Source organism: Brachybacterium sp. (assembly GCF_036379615.1).
Classification (GTDB): domain Bacteria; phylum Actinomycetota; class Actinomycetes; order Actinomycetales; family Dermabacteraceae; genus Brachybacterium.
Genome location: NZ_DASVGJ010000067.1, coordinates 137,537 through 161,161, shown reverse-complemented (window position 1 = coordinate 161,161; position 23,625 = coordinate 137,537). Strand labels below are relative to the sequence as shown.

Below are 23,625 nucleotides of genomic sequence, written 5' to 3'. Positions count from 1 at the left end.
CCCGGCCTTCCACCTGGTACGCCCGACTCGGCGCCCCGCTCGCCCGGCTCGCCCAGGAGCTCGTCACCCGCCGCTACCTCCGTGCCCTGTCCGTCCCGTGAGAAGCCCCGGCCCCTGCCCGATCCGCTCGAGCGACGTCAGCGGTCGCCCAGCTCCAGGCGGGTCCAGGCCCGTCGTGTGAGCAGTGCACCGGCCACGCTGACCCCGGCCGGCAGGGCGAGCAGCGCCGTGGGCACGGCCTCACCGGGCGCCGCCCACAGCACCGGGACCGCCCAGGGGATGACGGCGCCCAGGCCGAACCCCGCCGTGAGGTTGGTGATCACCACGATCCCCAGCGTGGCTCCGATGCCCGCGAGGTAACCGCGCTCCACGGTGGCGACCCACATCACCGGCAAGGCGCTCACCCCGAGCAGCACCCCGACCACGAGCACTGCTGCGGCTGCGGGCGGTGCCCCGGTCGCAGGGAGTCCTAGCGCCAATCCTCCGAGCGTCACCAGCAGCGTTTCAGCGACTGCCAGCACCAGGACCCAGACCAGGGCGGCGGCCATCTTCGCGGAGGCCACGGCGGCGGGCCGCGCGGGGAGGGTCAGCAGGGCCACCGCGGTGCCGTCGGTGAACTCCCGGCCCATGCTCCACGCCATCACGATGCCCGCGGCGAGCAGGGAGCAGATGCCGATCGCGGTGCCGGCCAGACCCACGTACCCCGCCCAGCCGGGCGCCGCCATCATGCCCGCCGCCTTCTGCCCGATGTCGGTCCCGGGTGCGTGCGAGGCGGCGAGGAATCCGCCGACGGTGGTGGTCGCGGTCAGCAGCAGCACTGCGAGCGTCGCCACCCGCACCACCCCTGCCCGGGCGAGCTTCCGGCACTCCACGCGAAGCAGGGTGCGGCCTGTGGCGCTCATGTCCGCCGCTCCTCGCCGTGCGCGCGCTCCGCCGCGAGCACGGCGTCGAAGAACGCGCGCTCGAGGTCCGTGCCCTCCGGGGAGATCGTCTCGACCACCCGTCCTCGATGGAGCACGTCCACCTGCCCGCCCAGGCGAGCGATCTGATCGAGATGATGCCCCGTGACCAGCACGGCCGTGCCCTCGGTGGTGAGTTCCCCGAGGATCTCCCGCAGACCGACGACCGCCAGCGGATCCAGGGCGTTGGTCGGCTCGTCGAGGAGCACCAGTCGTGGTCGGTGCGCCAGCGCCGCGAGAATCCCGACCTTCTGGCGCGACCCCAGCGACAGCCGCCGGGCCGGCACATCCATCCACGGGGACAGCCCCAGCACCTCGGCGAAGCGAGCACAACGGGACGCGGCAGAGGCGCGGTCGGCGCCGCGCAGGTCGGCGGCGGCGCGGAGGTTCTCGCGGGCGGTCAGCTCCGGGTAGCACAGAGGCGTCTCGACGAGGCAGCCGATCTCCCGCCAGATCTCACGCCGTTCGCTGCGGACGTCCTGGCCCAGCAGTCGCACTTCGCCGCGGTCCAGGCGCAGCATGCCGAGCATCGCTCTCAGCGCCGTGGTCTTCCCCGCCCCGTTCATCCCGACCAGCGCTCGGCACTCGCCCGCGGCGACGTTCAGGGTGAGCCCGCGCAGCACGGGGACCCCGCCGATCTGCCGCCAGGCGCCGACGACCGCGAGCGCGCGGGTCATGGTGCGCCGCGCAGGAGATCCTGCAGTGCCCGGGTGAGCGCTGAGGCCGCTTCCGTGCCGTCGTCCCCGCCGGCCCAGTCCAGCAGCACCGCGCTCGCGGCCCCCATCAGGGCGCCGGCGGCGGCGCGCGCCGTTCGAGGCGCGGTGCCGCCCGCCCCGAGGGCCCGGGCGATCTCGTCCTCGGTGACCTGCGTGGCCGCACGGACTGCGGCGCGCAGCGACGGCGTCGATGCCGCGAGCCGGATCCTCAGACGGAACTCCTCGGAGCCGAGGTGCTCGCGGGCGGCGGGATCCGCCATCGCGCCGAGCAGTCCGTCCACGGCACGCCGCAGCGGAGGGTGCTGCTCCGGCTGCTGCGCGACGGCCAGGGCGATGAGGGGGTCGAAGACATCGCCCACGACCACGGACTCCTTGGTGGGGAAGTGCCGGAAGAAGGTCATGTGGGAGACCCCGGCGGCGCGGGCGATCGCGGCGACCGTCACCTGGTCGTACCCGGAGGCGGCGAACAGGGCCAGCGCAGTGCGCTGCACGTGCTCCGGCGTCGAACGGGCGGTGGAGGGCATGCCCTGACGTTAGTGACTAACATGTGCGCTGTCGACCCGTCGGCGTCACCGTCCCTCGGTCCGGGGCCTGCCCGGCCGGGCCCGCAGGGCGGAATCCTCGGCGCGTCGCCCTGCTCGAGAGCGCCTCGGGAACTCGTGCTCCGGAGTCGGCTACTGTGATCTGTATCGCGAGCGATGACGACGTGATGAGCGCTCGACGGGCCGCCCCGTCGGCCGCTTCCACGCCCCTGCCGCGGTGTCCCTTCCCCGCCCCCGACAGGAGAGCCCCGTGAACTCCCTGATCCTCGCGGTCGTCGGCGTCGCCATGATGGTCGCCGGCTACCTGCTCTACTCGACATTCCTCGGCCGGCGCGTCTTCAGGCTCAGCGCCTCCTTCCGCACCCCCTCCCATGAGCTGCAGGACGGCGTCGACTTCGTCCCCACCAACAAGTTCATCCTGTGGGGCCACCACTTCACCTCGGTGGCCGGGGCCGCACCCATCGTCGGCCCCGCCGTCGCGGTGATCTGGGGCTGGCTGCCCGCCTTTCTCTGGGTCACCCTCGGCACCGTCTTCTTCGCCGGCATGCACGACCTCGGCGCGCTGTGGGCCTCGGTCCGCAACCGCGGCCAATCCATCGGCACCCTCTCCGCGCGGTACATCGGCGCCCGCGGGAGCCGACTGTTCCTGGTGGTCATCTTCCTGCTGCTGCTCATGGTCAACGCGGCCTTCGCCGTGGTCATCGCAGGCCTGCTGGTCTCCACCCCCACAGCCGTGATCCCCACCTGGGGCGCGCTCGTGGTCGCCGTGCTGATCGGCCAGGCGATCTACCGCCTGAAATGGAGTCTGCCGATCGTGTCCGTGGTGGGCGTGGTGGCGCTGTACGCCCTGATCCTGCTGGGTGATGCAGTGCCGGTGGTGCTGCCCGAGACGGTGCTGGGCCTCTCCGCCGAGGCGTTCTGGATCGTGGTCCTGTTCGTCTACGCCGCGATCGCCTCCGTGCTCCCGGTGTGGGTGCTGCTGCAGCCGCGCGACTACATCAACGGCCTGCAGCTGTTCATCGCCCTCGGCCTGCTCTACGGCTCGGTGCTGATCTTCCGCCCCGAGATCGTCGCGCCTGCGATGAACGCGACCGTCCCCGAGGGCACCCCGGGCCTGATGCCGCTGCTGTTCGTGACCATCGCCTGCGGCGCCATCTCCGGGTTCCACGGCATCGTCTCCTCCGGCACCTCCTCGAAGCAGCTGGACAAGGAGACCGACGCCCGCTTCGTGGGCTACTTCGGCGCGGTCGGCGAAGGCCTGCTGGCGCTCGGCGCGATCATCGCCACCACCGCCGGGTTCCGCACCATCGCGGACTGGGAGGAGGTCTACTCGGCGTTCGGCGAGGGCGGCGTGACCGCCTTCGTCAACGGTGGCGGCGCGATCCTGAATTCGGGCCTGGGCATCCCGACCTCGCTCTCGGCCACGATCCTCGCCACCATGGCGGTGCTCTTCGCCGCCACCACGATGGACACCGGCGTGCGCCTGCAGCGCTTCGTGGTCCAGGAGATCGGCGACGTGATCGGCGTGAAGCTCGGCACCGCGGTCGCGACCGCGATCGTGCTGGTGGTGTGCCTGGGCCTCACCTTCAGCGCCGGGCCCGACGGTTCCGGCGGCATGGTCATCTGGCCGCTGTTCGGCACCACCAACCAGATCCTCGCCGGCCTCACCCTGGCGATCCTCGCGGTGATGCTGATGCGCAAGCGCCGCCCGGTGCTGCCGATCATGATCCCGCTGGTGTTCGTGCTGTTCGTCAGCGTCTACGCGCTGATCATCCAGCTCGGCGACTTCTTCGCCGAGGAGAACTGGCTGCTGCTGGTGCTCGACGTGATCATCCTGGTCGCGGCCGTGTGGGTGATCGTCGAGAGCGCCGTCGCGCTGAACCGGGCCCGCACCTCCGAGCCCGACCTCGAGGACGAGGACGACCGGGCGGCCGTCGACGCGGGCGGCACCGGCGAGTGACCTCGTCCCCCGCCCCGTCCCCGCGCTCCCTCGCCGATCGCTGGCGGGCGTTCAGCGACGGCCTCCACGAGTTCTACGTCGCCCCGTACCGGCGCACCTTCGCCAAGGCGCGGCGCGACGAGGACGACCTGTTTCGGATGCTCGTGATGAGCGAGATGCTCGGGGTCCCGAACCCCGCTTCCTACTACACCGCCGAACTGCTGCCCCTGCTCTACGACGGCTTCCACGACTGGCACCGGCGCATGGGGATGGAGCGCTCGCCGCTGGAGGACTACCGATGCTGCTGAGGCTCGCCGCCGAGCGCCGCGTGCTGTTCCTGGGCGGGAAGGGCGGCGTCGGCAAGACCACCGTCGCCTCCGCCGTCGCTCTCGCCGCGGCGCGGGAGGGCCGACGCGCGCTCGTGGTCTCCACCGACCCCGCCCACAACCTCGGTCATCTGTGGGACCGGACGATCGGTGATCGACCCGTCCGGCTCGGCGACGGGCTGCGGGATCGGCTCATGGGCATCGAGATCGACCCCGACGCGACCACCGACCGCCACCTGAAGGACGTCGCTCACACCCTCAAACGCCTCATGCCGGAGAACCTGGCCGGCGAGGTCGACAAGCACATGGAGCTCTCCCGCCGCTCTCCGGGCACCCATGAGGCCGCGGTGCTCGAGCGGATGACGGAGCTGGTCGAGACCGGGATGGAGGAGTTCGACCTGGTCGTCTTCGACACCGCCCCGTCGGGCCATACGGCCCGCCTGATGGCCCTGCCCGAGCTTATGACCGCGTGGACCGATGGGCTGCTGAGCCGCCGCGAGAAGTCCGCGAAGCTCGGCGCCGCGATGCGCGGGCTCGAGCGGGACGCGGACCGGGGGCGGACGCTCCTGGGCAGCACCGCCCCGCGCGATCCGCTCGAGGAGCGGGACGACGAGATCCGCTCGATCCTGCTGCGCCGCCGCGACCGCCTGGCCGGCCTGCGCGGCGTGCTCACCGATCCCGCGCTCTGCTCCTTCGTGATCGTGCTGGCCGCCGAGCGCCTGCCCGTGCTCGAGACGATCGAGCTGCACGAGGAGCTCACCCGCACCGGCGTGGACGTGGGCGCTCTCGTGGTCAACAAGCGCTCCCCGGCAGATCGCGGAGAGTTCCTCGAGCGCCGACGGCTGCTCGAGGAGGAGCACCTCGCGACCCTCCGCGCCGCCCTGCCGCGCGTGCCGCTGCAGGAGGTCCCCCTCGGCGCGGAGGACGTGGTGGGCGCCGATGCCCTGGCCCGCTTCGCCACGCAGCTCTGAGCGACCGTGCCGCGCCACGAAGATGTCGGCGCTGGTGTGTGGTGAACGACTCCTGGCCCGTCGCCCCTCACCAGCGCCGCAGAAGTCGTCGCCGAGGCGTCAGGCCCCGCCGTCGGCCCGGGATCAGCCCGTCCGCACCACCGTGATCGGCCCCTCGCCGGCCGTTGGCGGCTCGAAGTGGTCGTAGTACAGCGCCGCCACCTCGGGCTCGAGCTGGAAGTCATCGCCGTGCCCGGTCGTGCGCGCCGCGACCCGGGCGAGCGCCGTCTCCCGCGCCGCGACCACGTGCACGATCTGCACGGCCGCGCCCGTCGGGGCGAGCAGCGCCCGCCACTCCTCACGCATCGCCCGCGACCAGAACGACAGATCCAGCACCACGTCCTGCCCCTCGGCGATGAGCGCGAGCAGCCGTTCCTGCAGCGCGCCCACGATCTCCGCCCTGACGGACTCCGGCAGCGGCATCGTGCGATGGCCCCGCGCCCAGGCCTCGGCGTCCACGGAGAGACGCACCATCCCGTCGGCCTCGAGGCGCCGCGCGTGCGTGGACTTCCCGGATCCGGCCGGGCCGCACACGAAGATCACTCTGCCCATCGTGCGAGCGTAGCGGCTCGCCCCCAGCCCGCCCCCCATCCCGCTGACGAAGATGTCGTCGCTGGCGTGACCTCGGGCCCGTAGAGCCCGTGAGGTCACGTCAGCGACGACAATGTCGTCGAGCTGCGGCGGAGTGCGCGGTGGAGTGTTCGGCGGGCCGGCGAGTGCCTCAGCCCTGCGGCGAGGCCTCGGCAGGCAGCGGCTTCAGCGTGGCGGCCAGCACCACGGCGGCCGTGGTGATGACGCCACCGAACACGAAGGCCCAGCTCGCGCCACTGGCCTGCGCGGCCTGCGCGGAGACGCCCGCACCCGCGGCGAGCACCGAGCCGAGGCTCAGCATCGCGATGAACACCGCGGTGCCGAGAGCGCCGGCGAGCTGTTGGAGGGTGTTGAGGATCGCCGAGCCGTGCCCGTACAGCGAGCGGGGCAGCGACCCCAGCGACAGGGTCAGCAGCGGGGTCATCACCATCGCCATGCCGACGCCGAGCGGGATGTTCAGCGCGATGATCAGCCCCTGGGTGGCGTGCTCGTCCAGCAGGAACACCGACAGCCAGTTCACCGTGGCCATGAGCGCGATGCCCGGGACCACGATCGGGCGGGCGCCCACGCGGTCGTAGAGCGCGCCGATCGCGGGGCCCAGCAGACCCGAGGCGGCCGCGCCGGGCAGCATCGTCAGCCCGATGGTGAGGGTGTCCATGCCGAGCGAGCCGGTCATGTACAGCGGCAGCGCCACGACGGTGCCGAGCATGGTCGCGAAGCCGATCAGGATCACGATCACGGAGACGGTGAAGGTGCGCACCCGCAGCGGGCGCAGGTCCAGCAGCGGCTCCTCGTCGCGGGCCTGCATGCGCAGCTGCCGCCTGGTGAAGACGGTCAGCGCGAGCAGCCCCACGACCGCGACCGTCAGCGGGATCACGCGGTTCGTGCCCTCGACGATCTGGCTGATCGAGGCGAGGGCGTAGACGAGGCCGCCGAAGCCGATCGCGGAGAGCACCACGGAGAGGACGTCCAGGCGCACCTTCTCCGGCTCGGTGTAGTTGCGCATGAAGAGCAGGCCGATGACCAGCGCGACCACGATGATCGGCAGCATCATGAGGAACAGGGCGTGCCAGGTCCAGTGCTGGAGGATGAAGCCCGAGGCGGAGGGGCCGATCGCGGGCGCGGCGGAGATGACCACTCCCACCAGCCCCATCACGAGGCCGCGTGAGCGGATCGGGACCAGCGCCAGGATCGTGGTCATCAGCAGCGGCAGCACCATCGCGGTGCCGGCGGCCTGCACCACGCGGGCGCCCAGCAGCAGCGGGAAGGTGGGGGAGACCATCGCGACCGCCGTGCCGACCAGGAACAGGCCCATCGCGATCGTGAACACCTGGCGGACCGAGAGCCGCTTCATGAGGAAGCCCGTGGTCGGGATGACCACGGCCATCGTGAGCAGGAAGCCGGTCGAGAGCCACTGCGCGGTGACCGCCGTGATCGACAGGTCCTCCATGAGCGAGGGCAGCGCGACCGACAGCAGGGTCTCGTTGAGGATCATCACGAAGGCGGAGACCACCAGCACAGCGATGATCGGTGTGACGGCGATCTGCTTCGGGGCGTGGCCGTCCACGACGGTGGTGCGGGGGTCGTCGGCGCCGTCGCGGGTCGACAGCTCGGCCTCCGCCGCGGCGGAGCCGCCGGCGACGACCCCGGACATCTCGAGGGCGGGCAGTTCTCCGGTGGGGGTGGGGGTGCTCGTGGTCATGGGAGCGCAGGGGACTTTCTTGCTGGTGGGGCCGAAGGGCCGGGACTCGCGGCCCCGCGCTGGCGGCGGGGCGGCTGGGTCACCCTTCGGTGCGGCCGACGGACTCCATCCACGACCGCGCCGATCCTTTCACGCGGACGTCTTCTCGTCACGGTGATATGTAACGCGATGTGGTCGGCGCTCATTCCCGTGCGACGGGGCCGGGATTCTGATGACGTCGATCACCCTCGGTGCTGCTGCCACCACAGCGCGGCCTGGACCCGGGAGTCCAGCTGCAGCTTCAGCAGCGCGTGGGACAGATGCGTCTTCACCGTGGTGACCTCGACGAAGAGCGTCGAGGCGATCTGCTGGTTGGACAGGCCCTGGGCGACCAGCGCGAGCACGTCCTCCTCCCGACGGGTGAAGGCGGGCTCGGGGCCGACGGGCGCCTCCGGCGCGGACTCCGACGCGGGCGCGGAGGCGGCGCGCGGCCCGGCCTGTTCGGTCTCGTCGAGCCCGCGATCCCGCAGTGCCGCGACCACGGCCCGGGTCGCCGCGGCGGAGAGCACCGCATCGCCGCGATGCACGTCACGCACGGCGGCGAGGATCCGCTGCGGCTCCTCGGTCTTGACCAGATAGCCGTCGGCCCCTGCGGCGAGGGCGCCGAGCACGAAGTCGTCGAGATCGAAACCGGAGATCACCAGCACGTTCGCACCGGTCTCGCGCAGTTGCGGGGTGATCTCGATACCCGTGGCGCCCGGCATGCGCACGTCGGTGAGGACCACGTCGGGGCGATGCTCACGGGCGGCGGCGAGGGCGGCGTCACCATCGGCCGCCTCGGCGACCACGGTGATGTCCGGGGCGGAGTCCAGCAGCGCGACGAGCCCCGAGAGGACGGCGGGGTGATCATCGGCGACCACCACGCGCAGGGGAGGAGCCTGCGGGGACGGGATCGTCGTGTCATCGCTCATGATCGTGGCTCCTGGTTCGACGACGGGACGGAGGCGGCGGTGGGCGGGACCGGAGCACGCGCCGGCAGCTGAGCGTGCACCCTCCACGTCCCGCCGTTCGAGCCCTCGCCGGGGACGGGGCCGGAGCTCGCCCTGCCGCCGACCGCCGTGGCCCGGTGGGAGATCGTGCCCCGCCCCACGCCGCTGCCGATCACCTCGGTCCCCGCCCGTCGGTTCAGCAGTTCGAACGTGACGGCCTCGCCCTCCACCAGCACGGACAGCGACAGCGGCGCGAGTCCGTGGCGCATCGCGTTGGTGCTCGCCTCCGCGGCGATGCGCAGCAGGGCGGCCTGCACGGCGGGCTCCACCCTCGCCGGGTCGGTGGCGGCCGGATCGATGCGCACCTCGGCGCCGGGATCGCGGCCCTGGAGCCGGCGGCGCAGCGAGGGCCAGTCCAGCGTCACCGCAGGCTGGGATCCGGCGCCCTCGGTCGAGAGCACCCCGATCATCGAGCGCAGGTCCCGCAGCGCGTCGTGGGCCGAATCCCGGGCGGTGCGCAGGGAGCGGTCGCGGGCGGTGGTGTCCTCGAGCGAGGCGGCGAGGGACGTGTGGAGGGAGACGGCGCTGAGGTGCCCGGCGATCACATCGTGCAGGTCGTGGGCGAGGGTGCGACGTTCCGTCTCCGCCGCATGGGCGGCGCGGGTGGCGGCGAGCTCGTGCTCGAGCGTCGCCAGTTGTTCGGCGGCCTGTCGTGCGTCGCGATGATGGCGCACCTCCCACCCCCACAGCAGCGGGGTGGAGAGCATCAGCGCGGCCACCAGCACGACCACGAACACCATGGGTCCTGGTGCGCCGACGGCGAGCGTGACCAGCACGGCGAGCACTCCCACGGCGATCGCGATGCCGGTGGTCGCGCGCGCCAGCCGTCTGCTGCCGTGCATGACCGGGGCGAACAGCGCCTCGAACAGCAGGAAGTAGGCGGAGATCTGCCCGCCGCCGATGATCTCGGCCAGTCCCAGCGGACCCGCGACGGAGAGCGCGACCACGGGGAGACGGCGCCGCCAGAGCAGGCTCACGCAGGCCGCGAGCATCAATGCCACCGAGACCTCCCGGGGCCAGGCGTGGCCCTCGGCGAGGAACCCCGAGTTCGCGGCGCCGGAGGCGGCGAGCACCACCACCAGCAGCGCATACGCCGCTGCCACGGCCAGGTCCCCACGCCCGGGACGCGGGCTCGGGAGCGGCTGCGGGAGCGGGGTGCGGGACATGCGCCAAGCCTACGAGGGCATGCGATGCCCGGACCCCCGGGGCCGGCACTTCGTCCCAAGGGAGGAGGCCCGCGCCGACGGACGGGAACCACCATGGAGGGCATGGAATCCCTTCTCGACGTCGCGGGCCCGCTGGGCCTGGTGCTGCTGGCCCTGGTCGACTCCACCTCGCTGGGCACGCTCGTGATCCCGGTGATCCTGCTGGTGGTGGGGGAGGGCGGGGCGCTGCGCGTGGCCGGGCGCACCCTGCTCTACCTGGCGGTGATCGGGGTGTTCTACCTGCTGCTGGGGATCGGTCTGCTGGCCGGGCTGCTGCCCCTGCTCGACGCCTTCGGGCACCTGCTCGCCTCGCCGCAGGTGATGCTGGTGCTCGCTGTCATCGGCGTGCTCCTGGTGGTCTGGTCCTTCCGTCTCGATCCGAAGGCCGTCGCCAAGCGCGGCGGGGATCCCGAGGCCTCCGCCCGCCGGTGGACGGACCGCGCCCGCCGCGCCTCCGGCCGCCCGCCCCTCCTGATCGCGCTGGCCCTCACCGCCGGTCTCCTCGAGGCCGCCTCGATGATCCCGTACCTCGCCGCGATGGGCATCCTCGCGGACATGGGGGTCGGGCTCGCCCGGGGCTCCCTGATCCTGGTGGGCTACTGCGCGGTGATGATCCTTCCCGCCGGGGTGCTGTGCGGGGTGCGGGCGGCGCTCGGAGGGCGGGCCGACTCCTTCCTGGACCGCGCCCACGACTGGGCGGTGAAGCACACGGCGGGCGCCTTCTCCTGGGCCGTCGGCATCATCGGGGCGATCATCGCGCTGCAGACCGTCGGCCCCGCGCTGACCTGGCTCACCGGCGGAGGCTCCTGACGGCCGCCGGGAGGGGCCGCCCGGTAGACTCCGAGGATTCGATCGCCGGGGGCGCGGTCGAGCCCTCTCTTCCCAGGAGGTCCCGCAGTCATGACCAGCGATCCCCTCGCCGCCCCGCGCGGCACGGTGACCCTGGCCGATGTCGCCCGCGCGGCCGGCGTCTCGCTCGCCACCGCCTCCTTCGTGCTCTCCGGCCGTGCCGGCTCCCGCTCCGCGGGCTCCGCGGCGACCAAGGAGAAGGTGCGCGCCGCCGCGGCCGAGCTGGGCTACGTCCCCAACCGTCACGCGCAGGCCATGCGCACCGGGCGGGGCGGCGGGATCGTGCTCACCCTGGGAGCCCTCGATGATCCCTGGGGGGTGCAGCTGACCACCCAGGTGCGTGAGGACGCCCTGGTCCATGACCTCTCCACGCTGGTGCTCGCCGACGAGCGCTGGTTCCAGTACCTGATGGGAGCCTCGGCCGACGCCGCACTGCTGACCAGCATCGACTTCGTCGAGGACGGACCGGACCTGACCCGTCGCCTTGCGGCCTCCACCCACTCGGGGCTGGTCGCCTTCTCCGCGCAGATGGAGCCGGAGAGCTTCGACGTCGTCTCCTCGACGCCGACCCGGGCCATCGCACACGCCTATCGACGACTGCGCGCCCGGCATGAGCAGGTCCGGCTGCTCGCCCCCGACTTCTCCCACCGCCCCGGCGGCACCTTCGCCCATCCGCGCGCCGAGGCGTTCCTCGACGCGGCCCGCGAGCATGGCGACGGCCCAGGAGCGGCGCTCGTGCACCTGGTCCCCGAGGGCAGCCACGAGACCTATGTCGCCGCCGCCGCATGGCTCGCGGGGCCGGACCGTCCCGAGGCCGTCATCTGCTTCACCGGTTACCAGGCCGTCGCCCTCCAGATCGCCGCCGAACGGGCAGGGATCGCCATCCCGGAGGACCTCGAGATCATCTCCATCGGTGACGTCCCCGCGGCCACGGAGTACTTCGGCCCGCTGAGCTACTACGGCGTGGACGACGTCTTCGCACGGCTGTCGCGGATCCTCATCGACCGCGCGACCGACCGCCGCGACCGTCCCGGTGAGCTGCACACCTTCGACTGGGAGTTCTTCCCCGGCACCACCACTCGCGACCCCGACGGAGCATGATGACCACTCCCTCCTCCCGCACCTGGACCCTGCCCGGACTGCAGCTGCAGGACGTCACCCTGCCCGTCCCGCTGGACCACGCCGCCCCCGCCGGGGCGCAGATCGAGCTGTTCGCCCGGGTGGTCACGGCCGACGGCGGAGCGGACCGGCCCTACCTCGTCTTCCTGCAGGGCGGCCCGGGCTCCGAGGCTCCCCGTCCCCTCGATGCCGCGTCGCCGGCCTGGCTGGCCCGCGCCCTGCGCGAGCACCGGGTGGTGATGCTCGACCAGCGCGGCACGGGCCGCTCGACCCCGGTCGGTCCGGACGCCGCCCTTCCCGAAGGAGCGATCGCCGGCGCCGCGACCCTGCGCGAGGCGACCGCCTCCCAGCAGGCCCGCTATCTCACGCATTTCCGCGCCGATGCGATCGTGGCCGACGCCGAGCTGCTGCGCGGGCACCTCGGGGTCGAGACCTGGTCGCTGCTGGGTCAGTCCTTCGGCGGCTTCACCACCCTGCGCTATCTCAGCGCCGCCGCCGGCAGCGTGGCGACGGCCCTGTTCACCGGTGGACTGCCGAACATCGGCCCCGATATGGACGCCGTCTACGCCGCCACCTGGCACGGCATGATCGGCCGCAGCGAACGGCACTGGGACCGCTTCCCGGGCGACCGCGACCGCTTCCGCCGCCTCGCCGACGCCGCGGACGCCGGCCGGCTGCGGCTCCCCGACGGTCAGCGCGTGGGCGTGGAGCGACTGCGCCGACTCGGTCACCTCCTCGGCGCCTCCCAGGGGGCCGCGCGCCTCCATTACCTGCTGGAGATGGATCCCGCCTCCGCAGCCTTCTCCCATGACCTCGCCGCAGCCCTGCCGTTCGGAGGCCGGAACCCGCTGTACGCCGTGATCCACGAGAGCTGCTGGGCCGACGGGACCGCCACCCGCTGGGCCGCCGATCGTGCGCAGCCGACCGAGGTGCTCGCGGATCCCACCCTGCTGGCGGGGGAGCACATCCACCGCTCCCTCTTCGCCGAGGACCCGGAGCTGGAGGTCTGGGCCGAGGCCGCCGACCTGCTCGCCGAGCACGAGTGGCCTGCGCTGTACGACCCCGCCGCACTGCGCGCGGCGGACGTCCCCGGCGCCGCCGCCGTCTACTACGACGACGCCTATGTGCCCCGCGAGTTCTCGATGGACACGGCGTCGCTGCTGTCGCGGCTGCGCCCCTGGGTCACCAGCGAGTACGAGCACAACGGACTGCGCGCGAGCGGGGAGACCGTGCTGGACCATCTGCTCGACCTCGCCGCCGGCCGCCGCACCGCCTGAGTCGGGCCCGCGCCGCAGGTCTCCCACGCACCGCACGCTCTCCGGGCGTCGCGGGCACTGCGTGCGCCGCAGAGTCTCCCTGGGTCGCGGGCGCGCCCGCCCCTCTGTGGGCGCCCCGCCACCCGCGGATGTGACGCGCGCCATGTCTCGGTGGTCGCATCGTCGCAGGTCATGCCATGTCGCTGTCAGAAACTGACCAGTGGACAGCAATGGCTCGACTTATTAGGTGGCACCGACTAATAATGTGCGCCACGGCCGCACGCTCGAGCCCGCGCAGTCGCGGCAGGAGGCAGTGGCCGCACAGCACACAGACGAAGGAGTCCCCGCGTGGCCACCCCCACCCGAAGCACCGGCTTCCCGCCCGATCCGACCATCGACCTCGACGGCAGTCCGAACCTGGTCGGGCCCAAGCTCCCGGTCCCGCACATCGGCATCCAGCCGGACACCGTCAAGCCGTGGTGGTTCGTGGCAGGCGTGGTCCTGGGTCAGCTCGGCATCTTCCTGGGCCTGATGGGGCCCGCGACGGTCTCGATCCAGCTCAAGGCGACCACGCTCTCCGCGGATCCGGCGCAGCAGGCCGCGATCGTCGGCCTGGCCGTCGCCCCCGGCGCGCTCGCGGCGGTCCTGTTCAACGCCCTGGGCGGCCGCATCTCCGACCGCACGACGGGCCGCTTCGGCCGGCGCCGACCGTGGATCATCGGCGGCGCCGTGGCGATGCTGGTGGGCCTGTTCCTCATCGCGATCGCGCCCGGTGCCGGACTCATGGCCGTGGGCTGGTTCTTCACGCAGGCCACCGCCAACATGGCCTTCGCCGCCTTCACCGCGTCCCTGGCCGATCAGCTCTCCCGCACCCAGTACGGCAAGGTCTCGGGCCTCGTCGGCATCGCCGGCAACCTGGCCGTGATGGTCGCGACCTGGCTCTCCACCGTGCTCGGCGGCAACATGCTCCTGCTGTTCATGGTGCCCGCGGTCCTCGGTGCGCTGATGGCGATCCTCTACGCGCTGATGATCCCCGAGCCGGTGCTGAAGGAGAACCGTCACCCGTTCAACCTGGTGGAGCTGCTGTCCACCTTCTGGCGGAACCCGCTGAAGTACCCGGACTTCGCCCTGGCCTGGGCCGGCCGGTTCACGATCATCCTGGCCTCGTACATGTTCGTCACCTTCCGGCTGCTCTACATGACCAACCACCTGGAGCTCGACGCGGCCTCCGCCACCGGCGCCGTCGCCATCGGCGTCACCATCTACACCGTGACCTCGATGGTCGCGAGCCTGGCCGGAGGCTGGCTCTCGGACAAGCTCGGCCGCCGCAAGGCGCTGGTCGCCGCGGCGATCCTGATCTTCGGGCTCGCCACCTATCTCCTGCTGCACGCCGACTCCGTCGCCGCCTTCTATGTGGTCGAGGCGATCATGGGCATCGCCTATGGCGCCTACATCGCGGTGGACCTCGCCCTGGTCTTCGAGGTGCTCCCGAACCGCGAGGAGGCGGGCAAGGACCTCGGCGTCTTCAACATCGCCAATGCGCTGCCGCAGTCCCTGGCGCCGGCCTTCGGCGGGTTCCTGCTCGCGAACCTGGGCGGAGGCACGAACTTCGCACCCCTGCTCATCACCGCCGGGGTGATCGCCCTGATCGGCGCGATCCTGACGATGTTCATCCGCGGCGTGAAGTAGCGCGGCATGTCATAGTGGAGCGCTGACTCCGACGGCCGGGACGGGGCGATCCGTCCCGGTCGTCCTGCATCGGCGGACCACCGATGAAGGAGAGGGACCGATGAGCACCGCCGCCCAGGACGCCCGCCCCGCACGCCGGGGCCGCGGTCGCCCCCGCGGCCAGGACTCGGCCGTCGTGCGCGAGCGCTCGCTGCATGCCGCGATCGATCTCATCGCCCATCAGGGCTACGCCGCCACCTCGATGGCGCAGGTCGCCGCCGCCGCCGGGATCTCTCCCTCGGGCCTGGCCCATCACTTCCCCTCGAAGCCCGCGCTGCTCGGCGCGGTCCTGGAGCACCGGGACCGCTTGGACCACATGCCGCCGGCGGCGGAGGGGGACGCCCCCTGGCGGCTGTTCGATGCCCTCGTCGGCCTCGCCCGCCAGAACATGGAGCGCGCCGAACTGGTGCTGCTGTACGCGTCGATGGTGGGCGAGGCGGTCACGGAGGACCATCCGGCGCATGAGTGGATGCTGAGCCACTACGCGGTCACCGCCGAGTCGCTCATCGGCGGGCTGCGGGCAGATCAGCGCACCGGGCACGTCCGGGCGGACGCCCCCGTCGAACGGATCGCCCGCTCGATGATCGCGCTCATGGACGGCCTGCAGCTGCAGTGGCTGCTGGATCCCGAGGTCGACATGGCCGCGGCGCTCGCGGAGCATGTCGAGGACCTGAAGCGAGCCTGGGGCACCGACCCCGCCTGACCGCTCACGCGTCCATGGCGAGGCGGAAGCCCTTGTTCCCGCTGGAGTCCTCGGCGGCGGTCGAGGAGCGGGCCGCGACCCGGTACCGGTTGCAGTAGCTGTCGTGGCACAGGTACGAGCCGCCGCGCATCACCCGCACATCGCCCGTCAGCGAGGTTGCGCCGCCCGTCTCCCATGGGTCGCTGCACCACTCCCACACGTTCCCGGCGACCTCGTACAGCCCGAATCCGTTGGGCGGGAAGGACCGCACCGGGGCCGTGCCCAGGAAGCCGTCCTCGAGGGTGTTGCGCAGAGGGAAGGCTCCCTGCCAGATGTTGCAGAGGTGCTCGCCGCCCGGTGCGAGCTCCTCCCCCCAGGCGTAGCGGGCCTGGTCCAGGCCCCCGCGGGCGGCCTTCTCCCACTCCGCCTCCCGCGGCAGGCGCATCCCGCACCAGGCCGCGAAGGCCTCGGCATCCCGCAGGGACACGTGCACCACCGGATGCTCCCCGCGTTCCCTCACGCTCGATCCCGGGCCCTCCGGCGCGGACCAGCACGCCTGCTCGACCGCCCGCCACCAGGGCGTGCCCGGCGGCTTGCGGCTCGCCCGGCGCAGCTCCGGCTCGAGCAGACCGCCGAACACGAAGGACCAGCCGAACTCCTCCGCCTCGGTGACGTATCCGGTCTCCTGCACGAACGCGGCGAACTCGGCATTGGTCACGCAGGCGGGATCGATCCGGAAGGCGGGCACCTCCACGCTGCGCACGGGGGACTCGCCGTCCCCGGGGTTCCGGTCGGCGTCCTCGCTGCCCATCCGGAAGGGTCCGGCCTCGATGAGCACCGCATGCCGCGCGCGATCACGAACCTCAGCGGCGACAGAGGCGACGGCGGTGACAGGGGCAGCAGCGTCGGCAGCGCTGGCGGCGACGGCGGGCGTCGCGGCCGACGGGTCGGGCGGCACGGCCTCCCGCTCGGGGTTCTCCTCCATGGCGGCCCTTCCGGCCGCGCAGCAGCTGCCTGTCCCGGACATCGACCCTCTTCCCTCGTGACGGGCGCGGTCTGCGGCGCCGCGCAGCTTCACGGTAGCCCGTCCGGACGGCGGCCTCGCGGGTCGGCCCGCGCAGAAGGCTGGTGCGCAGCGGGGTCTCGCGGAACCGGTTGTGACCCACGACACCACGCTGTAACGTTTTGCACCGTGTGCCCGCCAGATGACCCTGCGCGCTCACGATCCGACGACGACGGAGGTCCCCTCGTGAACCATGCAGCACTGAAGCAGATGGAGCCGACCGACGGCGGAGGTGGCCGACACGGCCGGCGCCGAGTCCTCGCCGCGCTGGGCACCCTTCCGGCCGGAGCGGCCCTCGCCGCCGGTGCCGCGCACGCCGCCCCCGCAGACAACGGCCGGGGCAGAGGCACGGGGAACGGGACGGGGACCGCGAGCGACCTCCGCCTCGGCATCGAGAACCTGCTGGAGCCGGAGGCCCTGGCGACTCTGCGCGATGCGCGCGTCGGCCTGATCACCAATCCCACCGGCACCGACAGCGCGCTGCGCTCCACCATCGATCTGCTGGTCGCGGCGCAGGAGGAGGGCGGCTTCACGATGGCCGCCCTGTTCGGCCCCGAGCACGGGGTGCGCGGCGCGGAACCGGCAGGCGGCGCCGTCGGGGACTACATCGACGAGAAGACCGGACTGCCGGTGCGCTCGCTGTACGGCGCGACCCAGAAGCCCACTGCGGAGATGCTCGCCGATGTCGACGTGCTGGTCTTCGACATCCAGGACATCGGCACCCGCTTCTACACCTACATCTGGACCCTCTACTACGCGATGGAGGCCGCCGGCGAGAACGACAAGCGGTTCGTGGTGCTGGACCGTCCGAACCCGCTGGGTGCGGACATCGAGGGCTTCGTGCTCGAGCCGGAGCTGTCCTCCTTCGTGGGGCTGCGCGAGATCCCGCAGACCCACGGCCTCACCGTCGGCGAGCTCGCCTCCCTGTTCAACGGCGAGTTCCTGGCCAAGGCCGTGGATCTCGAGGTGATCGAGATGAGCGGCTATGACCCCGAGGACCCGTCGGCCACCGATCTCCCGTGGGTGCTGCCCTCACCGAACATCCCCACCCCCGACACCGCCGTGGTCTACGCCGGCACGGGCCTGATCGAGTCGCTGAACGTCTCCGAGGGGCGCGGCACCACCACGCCGTTCCTCTGGTTCGGTGCCCCCTTCCTCGGCGAGCAGCAGATCGACGCGATCATCGAGGACCTCCGCGCCGCAGAGCTGCCGGGCGTGCTCTGCCGCCCCATGTTCGCCACCCCCACCACCTCCAAGCACGCCGGTGAGTTCTGCGGCGGCCTGCAGCTGCACGTCACCGATCCGCTGGCCTACGAGCCGGTGCGCACCGGCATCCATGTGCTCGCCGCCCTGCTGCGCAACGTCGAGGAGGTCGACTGGCGCGAGGGCGAGGACTGCCGCACCGAGGCGGACGTGTGCTGGATCGACAGGCTCTCCGGCACCAAGCGCACCCGCATGATGCTCGAGGACGGGGAGAGCCCGCAGGCGATCGTCGCCGCCTGGCGGCGCGAGTCCCGACGCTTCGAGGCCATCACCCAGCGCTATCGCCGCTACTGAACAGGAGACGATCATGACCTCCCTCCACCCCGCCGACGCTTCTCGCGCTCCCCGCACCTCCCGCCCCGACAGCCGCGCCGTCAGCCGCCGCGCCGTCACCGCGGCCGCCCTCGCGGGGGTCGGCACCGCCGTCGCCCTGCCCACCGCGGCCCATGCCGCCCCCGGGGACGGCCGGCACGCTGCCCGGATCGACGAGCTCCTGGCCGCCATGAGCCTCGAGCAGAAGATCGGCCAGCTGTTCGTGGCCGTCGGCTACGGCGCGAGCGCCCATGAGCCGCACGCCTCGAACACCTCGACCACGGGGGTGGACACGATCGCCGAGATCGTGCGCACCCACCACGTGGGCGGGCTGATCTACTTCGTCTGGAGCGACAACCTCCAGGACATCGAGCAGATCGCCACGCTCTCGAACGATGCTCAGGACGCCGCCCTGGACTCCGGCGGGATCCCCCTGATCATCAGTGCCGACGAGGAGCGGGGCGTGGTCCATCGCCTCCCGGCCCCGGCCACCCCGCTGCCGGGGCAGATGGCGCTCGGGGCCACCGGCTCCCGCGCCCACGCACGGAAGGCCGGGGACATCGTCGGCGCCGAGATGCGGGCCGCAGGCCTCCACCAGGCGTTCTCCCCGGTGGTCGACGTCAACGTCGAGGCGCAGAATCCGGTGATCGGGGTGCGCTCGCTCGGCGCGGACTCCGCGGCGGTCGCCCGCCTCGCCGCGGCCCAGATCAGGGGGATGCAGGGCGCGGACTGCTCGGCGGCGGCCAAGCACTTCCCCGGCCACGGCGACACCGCGACCGACTCCCATATCGGGCTGCCGGTCATCGACCACACCCGCGAGGAGCTCGAGACGATCGACCTGCCGCCCTTCGTCGCGGCGATCGAGGAGGGCGTGGACGCGATCATGACCGCGCACATCGTGGTCCCGACGCTCGATGACTCCGGCGTCCCGGCGACCCTCTCGCGCCCGATCCTCACCGGCCTGCTCCGCGAGGAGCTCGGCTACGAGGGCGTCATCGTCACCGACTCCCTCGCGATGGAGGGCGTGCGCACCCTGTTCGGCGACGACCGGGTCCCGGTCGAGGCGATCCTCGCCGGCGCCGACCAGATGCTCATGCCCCCGGACCTCGCGGTCGCGATCGGCGGCGTGCGCGACGCGGTGGCGGCCGGCGAGATCACCGAGGAGCGGGTGGATCAGTCGGTGCGCCGCATCCTCGCCCAGAAGCTGCGCCGGGGCCTGTTCGACGAGGTCCATGTGGACCCCGCGACGGCGGCCGGCACGATCGGTGCCCGACGCGCCGTGAGCACCGCACAGCGCATGGCCGAGGACTCGATCACCCTGATCACCGACGACGGGAGCGCCCTCCCGCTCGCCGAGGGGGCGAAAGTTCTGGTCACCGGCGCGGGCACCGCGGCGAAGCTGGAGGTCGCCGCCGCGGCGCTCCAGGAGCACGGACTGACGGCGACCGCGCTGGCCGGTGCGAGCCCGGAGGAGGCGGCCGCGGCGACGGACGACGGGATCGATGTGGTGCTGGTGTTCACCTCCTCGTCGGGGTTCACCACCCCCGCCGCCCAGGTCGCGATGGTGGCGGCGCTCGCCGCGACCGGCACGCCCGTCATCCACGCCTCGCTGCGCAATCCCTACGACGTGGTGCACGTCGGGGAGGTCGCGGCGTCGCTGGCCGCCTACGGCAATGCCGATGCCTCGCTCCGGGCGATCGCCGGGGTGCTCGCGGGCACGGTGCGCACCCGCGGGAAGCTCCCGGTCCCGATCCCCACGGCCGACGGCACGGGGGAGGCGTACCCGCTCGGGCACGGGCTGCGCTGAGCGGTGTCCGTCAGCCGAGCGTCGCGTTTTCGGGGGTCGTCTCCTCTCGCGCCCGGCGCTCGGCCGCCTCCCGCACGAGGTGACGGCGCCGAGTCCGCACCCAGCCCGCCGTGAACACGGTCCCGGTCACCACCAGCACGACCGCCATGACCGTGATCACGACCATGAAGGTGACCTCGAGGCTCGCCAGCGACAGCAGCGCGCTCGAGGTGATGATGCCCAGCGCGTTCGCGGTGCGCAGCTGGGCGAACACCTCGGCACGGTGCTCGGGCGCGACGAGATGGTCCAGCACGAGCGAGTAGTAGGTCGCCAGCGGTGCGAGGACCGCACCCACCAGGAGCGCCCCGATGACCGTGGCGGTCACCGAGTGCCCGAAGCCCACGGCGGCCACACCGAGCGCGGTCACCGCGAGCCAGGCCAGCACGGTGCGGCGGCGCGGCATCCGGTTGTGGACGCTCACCCAGATCCCGCCGAGGATCGAGGTCACGCAGATCGCGACCGGGAAGAGCACGCCCCAGGCCGCTGGCAGGCCGAAGGAGACCGCCATCGAGACGGCACCGATCTCGATCGCCGCGATCGAGGCGGCGCTGGCTCCGCCGCACACCAGCCACAGCAGGATCGTCGGGGTCAGGTGCAGGCGGCTGCGGCGCTGCTCCGGGCCCGGCGCGGTGGCGGTCGGGATCCGCGGCAGCAGGAGCATCGGTCCCATCCCGAGCACCACCATCGCCCAGGCCGCCGCCTGCGGGGAGTAGCTGCCCAGCGCCGCGGCGAGCACCGGGGAGGCCACGAAGGTGACCTCGTTCAGCGTGGCCGCGACCCCGAGCGCGCGCGGCAGCCGACCGGCCGGGACGAGGTGGTTCAGCACCGCGCGCAGGTTCCCGTAGGCGGCACCGTTGACCAGCCCTGCGAGCGCGGCCCCGGCCACGACGAGTGCGAAGGGGGCGCCGAGCCCCGCGAGCACGGCGATCCCCACCAGGGCGAGCGTGCGCAGCCCGATCAGGATCCGCAGGAAGGGCACCGGGGAGAAGCGCCGACCCAGGCGCGTGATCGGCACGGCGCCGAGCACCTGCGCGATCGTCATCGCGAGCATCATCGCGGCGCCGCTGGCGGCGTCCCCCGTCAGCGGCAGCGCGATCAGGGAGAAGGCGATCGGTGCCGCGGCCTGCGGCACCGCGAAGGAGCCGTAGGAGGTGAACCAGCGCAGCAGGGCGCCGTCGGGACGACGCACCGGGGTGCGCCGAGCGGGGGCGAGAGCGGTGTGTCCGGCCATGGGGACCTCCTTCGGGATGCGTGAGCAGGGGCGGTGTCGCCACTGCGCAACATAGTGCGCACCCGGCCGGGTGCGCAATATAGTTCCCGTCACTCCGTTAGGCTTCTGGCATGGCAAGGGGAGGGGTGCGGCGATGAGCGGTGGGATGCGTCCCGCAGTGGTCGAGCAGCTCGGCGCCCGCATCCGCGCCGCGCGGCAGGAGGCGGATCTCAGCGTCGCCGCGCTCGCCGACCTCAGCGACGTCAGCCGCCGCATGCTCACCCAGATCGAGCTCGGTCAGGCGAACCCGTCGGTCGCGATCCTCGACCGCATCGCCGCGGGCCTGGGGACCACCTTCGCCGCGTTGATGGGCGTGGGGGCCGACGACGCCCCGGACGGGGTGGAGGTCTGGTCCACCGCGGCCGGCAGCTGGGCGGTGCTGCTGGACGCCGTGGACACCGCCGCGCTCTCCGTCGAGACCTGGAAGTGGAAGCTGCTGGGCGAGGACGTCTATGAGGGGGGCGCCGGCGTGCCGATCCCCGCGATCATGCTGCACGTCACCGAGGGTGCTCTGGAGATCGTCACCGACGCGGACGTGCAGGTCATCGAGGCCGGCGGCTCCGGCCGCACGGTCACCGCCGGCACCTACCGCTACCGCGCGCGGGAGGGTCAGGCGGCGGTGTTCTTCTCCGTCGCGCTGCTGACGCGGTCCACCGCCCCCTCGACACGGGCGGTCTGAGCGACAAAGCTGGGGTCGTGACCGACACCCACCGTCCCGCCGACCTCTCCGGACATCGTCTGGCCGAGGTGACCTCCGCCCCGCTGCGCAGCCGCTACCCGCGCACCATCGGCCGCAACGCCCGCCTCGGCGCCCACGGGGACGGTCCCACCGCGCTCGCGGTCAGCCTCCGCACCGACTCCGGGGCGACGGGCTGGGGCATGTACGAGGGACCCGAGCCCGACCTGCAGGTTTGCGTCGGCCGACCGCTCGAGGAGATCTTCGACGCCAGGTCCGGAGTGCTCGACCCCGCCGCGCTGCCGCTCGACATCGCACTGCACGACCTCGCCGGGAACCTCCTGGACCAGCCCGTCCATCAGATGCTCGGCGACGGCGGGCCCGCCGAGGTGCCCTGCTACTCCGGCGCGATCTACTTCGACGACCTCGACCCGGAGGAGGCGCCGCGCGGGATCGATGGTGTGCTCGCCGCGTGCGAGGCCGACCATCGCGCCGGATATCGCGGCCTGAAGCTCAAGATCGGCCGCGGCAACCGCTGGATGGCTCCCGAGATCGGGTACGCCCGCGATCTCGAGGTGGTCCGCGCCGTGCGGCAGGCGCATCCCGAGCTGCGCCTCCTGGTCGACATGAACGACGGCTACACCCCGGAGCAGACGGTGCGGTTCCTCGAGGAGACCGCCGATTGCGAGCTGTTCTGGATCGAGGAGCCGTTCGCCGAGGAGGCCGACGGGCTGCGTCGCGTGCACGAGCACCTGGTGGCCGCGGGCTCCGGGGTGCTGGTGGCCGACGGGGAGTTCGACCCCGACGTGGACGCGGTGCTCGAGCTGGCCGGCGAGGGCCTGCTCGACGTGCTGCTCATGGACGTGCTCTCCTTCGGGTTCACCGCCTGGCGGCAGCTGATGCCCCGGGTGCGCGAGCTCGGGGTGCTCGCCTCCCCGCACGCCTGGGGCCATCCGCTGAAGACCCTCTACGCCGCCCAGCTCGCTGCCGGCCTGGGCGGGGTCCCCGTGGTCGAGGGGGTGCCCGGCGCGACCGACGGTGTCGACGCCTCCGCATACCTGCTGGAGGACGGGAAGCTCGTGCTGCCGGGAAAGCCCGGATTCGGCCTCGTGCGCCTGGCACACTGAGGCGATGAGTCCGAGGGAGCAGCCCGAGATCGCCTGGCGCGACGACGCCACCGACGAGGAGCTCTCCGCGCTCCACGCCGCTGCGTTCGGCCACGCCGTCGAGCTCGAGCCGTGGTCCGATCGCCTCGAGCGGTACTCGCTCGGCTGGGTCACGGCCCGCTGCGACGGCGAGCTGCGCGGGTTCTGCAACGTCATCACTGACGGCGGCCGCCACGCCTTCCTCCTGGACACCTCCGTGCACCCCGATCACCAGGGCACGGGGATCGGCCGCACCATGGTGCACCGCGCCATCGAGGAGTGCCGCAGGAGCCAGGTCGAATGGCTTCACGTCGACTTCGAGATCGACCTCGGCGCGTTCTACATGACCGAGGGCCTGTTCCAGCGCAGCACGGCGGGGATCCTGAAGGTCTGAGCCG

At 72.5% G+C, this 23,625-nt stretch carries 23 protein-coding genes; 14 read left to right on the top strand and 9 right to left on the bottom strand.

The window, feature by feature from the left end; genetic code table 11:
• Positions 1-101, top strand: a 101-nt coding sequence (locus VF289_RS19590) for a DUF1990 family protein (protein WP_414644505.1), incomplete at its 5' end; no start/stop codon positions are given.
• A gap of 36 nt (positions 102-137) precedes the next feature.
• Here VF289_RS19590 and VF289_RS14960 read toward each other — a convergent pair.
• The 3 genes from VF289_RS14960 to VF289_RS14950 are packed head-to-tail and all read right to left on the bottom strand — an operon-like array spanning position 138 to position 2,199.
• Entirely contained in the window at positions 138-902 is a 765-nt protein-coding gene (locus tag VF289_RS14960; RefSeq protein WP_330884707.1) for an ABC transporter permease, read from the bottom strand.
• Positions 899-1,636, bottom strand: coding sequence for an ABC transporter ATP-binding protein (locus VF289_RS14955; RefSeq protein ID WP_330884706.1), 738 nt, complete (start codon positions 1,634-1,636; stop codon positions 899-901). The genes VF289_RS14960 and VF289_RS14955 overlap by 4 nt, the downstream gene beginning before the upstream one ends.
• On the bottom strand, positions 1,633-2,199 hold the full coding sequence (locus VF289_RS14950; protein ID WP_330884705.1) for a TetR/AcrR family transcriptional regulator: 567 nt from the start codon (positions 2,197-2,199) through the stop codon (positions 1,633-1,635). The genes VF289_RS14955 and VF289_RS14950 overlap by 4 nt, the downstream gene beginning before the upstream one ends.
• 268 nt (positions 2,200-2,467) lie before the next feature.
• Between VF289_RS14950 and VF289_RS14945 the strand changes: the two genes are divergently transcribed.
• Genes VF289_RS14945 through VF289_RS14935 form a run of 3 tightly spaced genes read left to right on the top strand, consistent with a single transcriptional unit; the run spans position 2,468 to position 5,453 of the window.
• On the top strand, positions 2,468-4,177 hold the full coding sequence (locus VF289_RS14945; RefSeq protein ID WP_330884704.1) for a carbon starvation protein A: 1,710 nt from the start codon (positions 2,468-2,470) through the stop codon (positions 4,175-4,177).
• Positions 4,174-4,464, top strand: coding sequence for a cory-CC-star protein (locus VF289_RS14940; protein WP_330884703.1), 291 nt, complete (start codon positions 4,174-4,176; stop codon positions 4,462-4,464). The genes VF289_RS14945 and VF289_RS14940 overlap by 4 nt, the downstream gene beginning before the upstream one ends.
• Positions 4,455-5,453 (top strand): ArsA family ATPase, encoded by a 999-nt coding sequence (locus tag VF289_RS14935; protein WP_330884702.1) that lies wholly within the window; start codon positions 4,455-4,457, stop codon positions 5,451-5,453. The genes VF289_RS14940 and VF289_RS14935 overlap by 10 nt, the downstream gene beginning before the upstream one ends.
• 123 nt (positions 5,454-5,576) lie before the next feature.
• Here the strand turns inward: VF289_RS14935 and VF289_RS14930 are convergent, their stop codons facing one another.
• The 4 genes from VF289_RS14930 to VF289_RS14915 form a co-directional block, all read right to left on the bottom strand.
• Positions 5,577-6,044, bottom strand: coding sequence for an ATP-binding protein (locus VF289_RS14930; protein WP_330884701.1), 468 nt, complete (start codon positions 6,042-6,044; stop codon positions 5,577-5,579).
• Positions 6,045-6,213: 169 nt separating this feature from the next.
• Entirely contained in the window at positions 6,214-7,785 is a 1,572-nt protein-coding gene (locus VF289_RS14925) for a DHA2 family efflux MFS transporter permease subunit (protein WP_330884700.1), read from the bottom strand.
• Positions 7,786-8,006: 221 nt separating this feature from the next.
• A complete protein-coding gene (locus VF289_RS14920) occupies positions 8,007-8,735 on the bottom strand; it encodes a response regulator transcription factor (RefSeq protein WP_330884699.1) in 729 nt (242 codons plus the stop codon).
• Positions 8,732-9,979: a sensor histidine kinase gene (locus VF289_RS14915; RefSeq protein WP_330884698.1), complete on the bottom strand. Its 1,248-nt coding sequence runs from the start codon at positions 9,977-9,979 to the stop codon at positions 8,732-8,734. Before VF289_RS14915 ends, VF289_RS14920 begins: the two co-directional genes overlap by 4 nt.
• A gap of 102 nt (positions 9,980-10,081) precedes the next feature.
• Here VF289_RS14915 and VF289_RS14910 point away from each other — a divergent pair, with 102 nt between their 5' ends.
• From VF289_RS14910 to VF289_RS14890, 5 genes are all read left to right on the top strand, one after another.
• Positions 10,082-10,828 carry a GAP family protein gene (locus VF289_RS14910; protein ID WP_330884697.1) on the top strand — a complete coding sequence of 249 codons (747 nt, stop codon included), beginning with the start codon at positions 10,082-10,084 and terminating at the stop codon, positions 10,826-10,828.
• Positions 10,829-10,918: 90 nt separating this feature from the next.
• The gene (locus VF289_RS14905; RefSeq protein WP_330884696.1) at positions 10,919-11,968 is read left to right on the top strand and encodes a LacI family DNA-binding transcriptional regulator; all 1,050 of its coding nucleotides are present in this window, start codon (positions 10,919-10,921) and stop codon (positions 11,966-11,968) included.
• Positions 11,965-13,263 (top strand): alpha/beta fold hydrolase, encoded by a 1,299-nt coding sequence (locus VF289_RS14900; protein ID WP_414644504.1) that lies wholly within the window; start codon positions 11,965-11,967, stop codon positions 13,261-13,263. The genes VF289_RS14905 and VF289_RS14900 overlap by 4 nt, the downstream gene beginning before the upstream one ends.
• Positions 13,264-13,590: 327 nt before the next feature.
• Complete coding sequence (locus VF289_RS14895) at positions 13,591-14,931, top strand: MFS transporter (protein WP_330884694.1); 1,341 nt, start codon at positions 13,591-13,593, stop codon at positions 14,929-14,931.
• A gap of 100 nt (positions 14,932-15,031) precedes the next feature.
• Positions 15,032-15,673 carry a helix-turn-helix domain-containing protein gene (locus VF289_RS14890; protein ID WP_330884693.1) on the top strand — a complete coding sequence of 214 codons (642 nt, stop codon included), beginning with the start codon at positions 15,032-15,034 and terminating at the stop codon, positions 15,671-15,673.
• 4 nt (positions 15,674-15,677) lie between these two features.
• Here VF289_RS14890 and VF289_RS14885 read toward each other — a convergent pair whose 3' ends face one another.
• Complete coding sequence (locus tag VF289_RS14885; protein WP_330884692.1) at positions 15,678-16,637, bottom strand: formylglycine-generating enzyme family protein; 960 nt, start codon at positions 16,635-16,637, stop codon at positions 15,678-15,680.
• Between the two features lie 264 nt (positions 16,638-16,901).
• Between VF289_RS14885 and VF289_RS14880 the strand changes: the two genes are divergently transcribed.
• Positions 16,902-18,272 (top strand): DUF1343 domain-containing protein, encoded by a 1,371-nt coding sequence (locus tag VF289_RS14880; RefSeq protein WP_330884691.1) that lies wholly within the window; start codon positions 16,902-16,904, stop codon positions 18,270-18,272.
• Between the two features lie 13 nt (positions 18,273-18,285).
• Entirely contained in the window at positions 18,286-20,097 is a 1,812-nt protein-coding gene (locus VF289_RS14875) for a glycoside hydrolase family 3 protein (RefSeq protein WP_330884690.1), read from the top strand.
• A 10-nt stretch (positions 20,098-20,107) separates the two neighbouring features.
• Here VF289_RS14875 and VF289_RS14870 read toward each other — a convergent pair whose 3' ends face one another.
• Positions 20,108-21,367, bottom strand: a complete 1,260-nt coding sequence (locus VF289_RS14870) for an MFS transporter (RefSeq protein ID WP_330884689.1) — start codon at positions 21,365-21,367, stop codon at positions 20,108-20,110.
• Positions 21,368-21,512: 145 nt separating this feature from the next.
• Here VF289_RS14870 and VF289_RS14865 point away from each other — a divergent pair, with 145 nt between their 5' ends.
• From VF289_RS14865 to VF289_RS14855, 3 genes are read left to right on the top strand one after another with little or no spacing between them, the layout of a single operon-like run.
• A complete protein-coding gene (locus VF289_RS14865; RefSeq protein WP_330884688.1) occupies positions 21,513-22,085 on the top strand; it encodes a helix-turn-helix transcriptional regulator in 573 nt (190 codons plus the stop codon).
• Between the two features lie 17 nt (positions 22,086-22,102).
• A complete protein-coding gene (locus VF289_RS14860) occupies positions 22,103-23,209 on the top strand; it encodes a mandelate racemase/muconate lactonizing enzyme family protein (RefSeq protein ID WP_330884687.1) in 1,107 nt (368 codons plus the stop codon).
• 4 nt (positions 23,210-23,213) lie between these two features.
• Entirely contained in the window at positions 23,214-23,621 is a 408-nt protein-coding gene (locus VF289_RS14855) for a GNAT family N-acetyltransferase (RefSeq protein ID WP_330884686.1), read from the top strand.
• Positions 23,622-23,625 lie beyond the last annotated feature (4 nt).

What these genes read in the sequence shown, in the direction of transcription:
- VF289_RS14925 (WP_330884700.1), bottom strand. Translation starts at nt 7,785, where the DNA reads ATGACCACGAGCACCCCCACCCCCACCGGAGAACTGCCCGCCCTCGAG.
- VF289_RS14935 (WP_330884702.1), top strand. Translation starts at nt 4,455, where the DNA reads ATGCTGCTGAGGCTCGCCGCCGAGCGCCGCGTGCTGTTCCTGGGCGGG.
- VF289_RS14885 (WP_330884692.1), bottom strand. Translation starts at nt 16,637, where the DNA reads ATGGAGGAGAACCCCGAGCGGGAGGCCGTGCCGCCCGACCCGTCGGCC.
- VF289_RS14890 (WP_330884693.1), top strand. Translation starts at nt 15,032, where the DNA reads ATGAGCACCGCCGCCCAGGACGCCCGCCCCGCACGCCGGGGCCGCGGT.
- VF289_RS14905 (WP_330884696.1), top strand. Translation starts at nt 10,919, where the DNA reads ATGACCAGCGATCCCCTCGCCGCCCCGCGCGGCACGGTGACCCTGGCC.
- VF289_RS14950 (WP_330884705.1), bottom strand. Translation starts at nt 2,199, where the DNA reads ATGCCCTCCACCGCCCGTTCGACGCCGGAGCACGTGCAGCGCACTGCG.
- VF289_RS14955 (WP_330884706.1), bottom strand. Translation starts at nt 1,636, where the DNA reads ATGACCCGCGCGCTCGCGGTCGTCGGCGCCTGGCGGCAGATCGGCGGG.
- VF289_RS14920 (WP_330884699.1), bottom strand. Translation starts at nt 8,735, where the DNA reads ATGAGCGATGACACGACGATCCCGTCCCCGCAGGCTCCTCCCCTGCGC.
- VF289_RS14855 (WP_330884686.1), top strand. Translation starts at nt 23,214, where the DNA reads ATGAGTCCGAGGGAGCAGCCCGAGATCGCCTGGCGCGACGACGCCACC.
- VF289_RS14915 (WP_330884698.1), bottom strand. Translation starts at nt 9,979, where the DNA reads ATGTCCCGCACCCCGCTCCCGCAGCCGCTCCCGAGCCCGCGTCCCGGG.
- VF289_RS14910 (WP_330884697.1), top strand. Translation starts at nt 10,082, where the DNA reads ATGGAATCCCTTCTCGACGTCGCGGGCCCGCTGGGCCTGGTGCTGCTG.
- VF289_RS14930 (WP_330884701.1), bottom strand. Translation starts at nt 6,044, where the DNA reads ATGGGCAGAGTGATCTTCGTGTGCGGCCCGGCCGGATCCGGGAAGTCC.
- VF289_RS14960 (WP_330884707.1), bottom strand. Translation starts at nt 902, where the DNA reads ATGAGCGCCACAGGCCGCACCCTGCTTCGCGTGGAGTGCCGGAAGCTC.
- VF289_RS14875 (WP_330884690.1), top strand. Translation starts at nt 18,286, where the DNA reads ATGACCTCCCTCCACCCCGCCGACGCTTCTCGCGCTCCCCGCACCTCC.
- VF289_RS14865 (WP_330884688.1), top strand. Translation starts at nt 21,513, where the DNA reads ATGCGTCCCGCAGTGGTCGAGCAGCTCGGCGCCCGCATCCGCGCCGCG.
- VF289_RS14900 (WP_414644504.1), top strand. Translation starts at nt 11,965, where the DNA reads ATGATGACCACTCCCTCCTCCCGCACCTGGACCCTGCCCGGACTGCAG.
- VF289_RS14870 (WP_330884689.1), bottom strand. Translation starts at nt 21,367, where the DNA reads ATGGCCGGACACACCGCTCTCGCCCCCGCTCGGCGCACCCCGGTGCGT.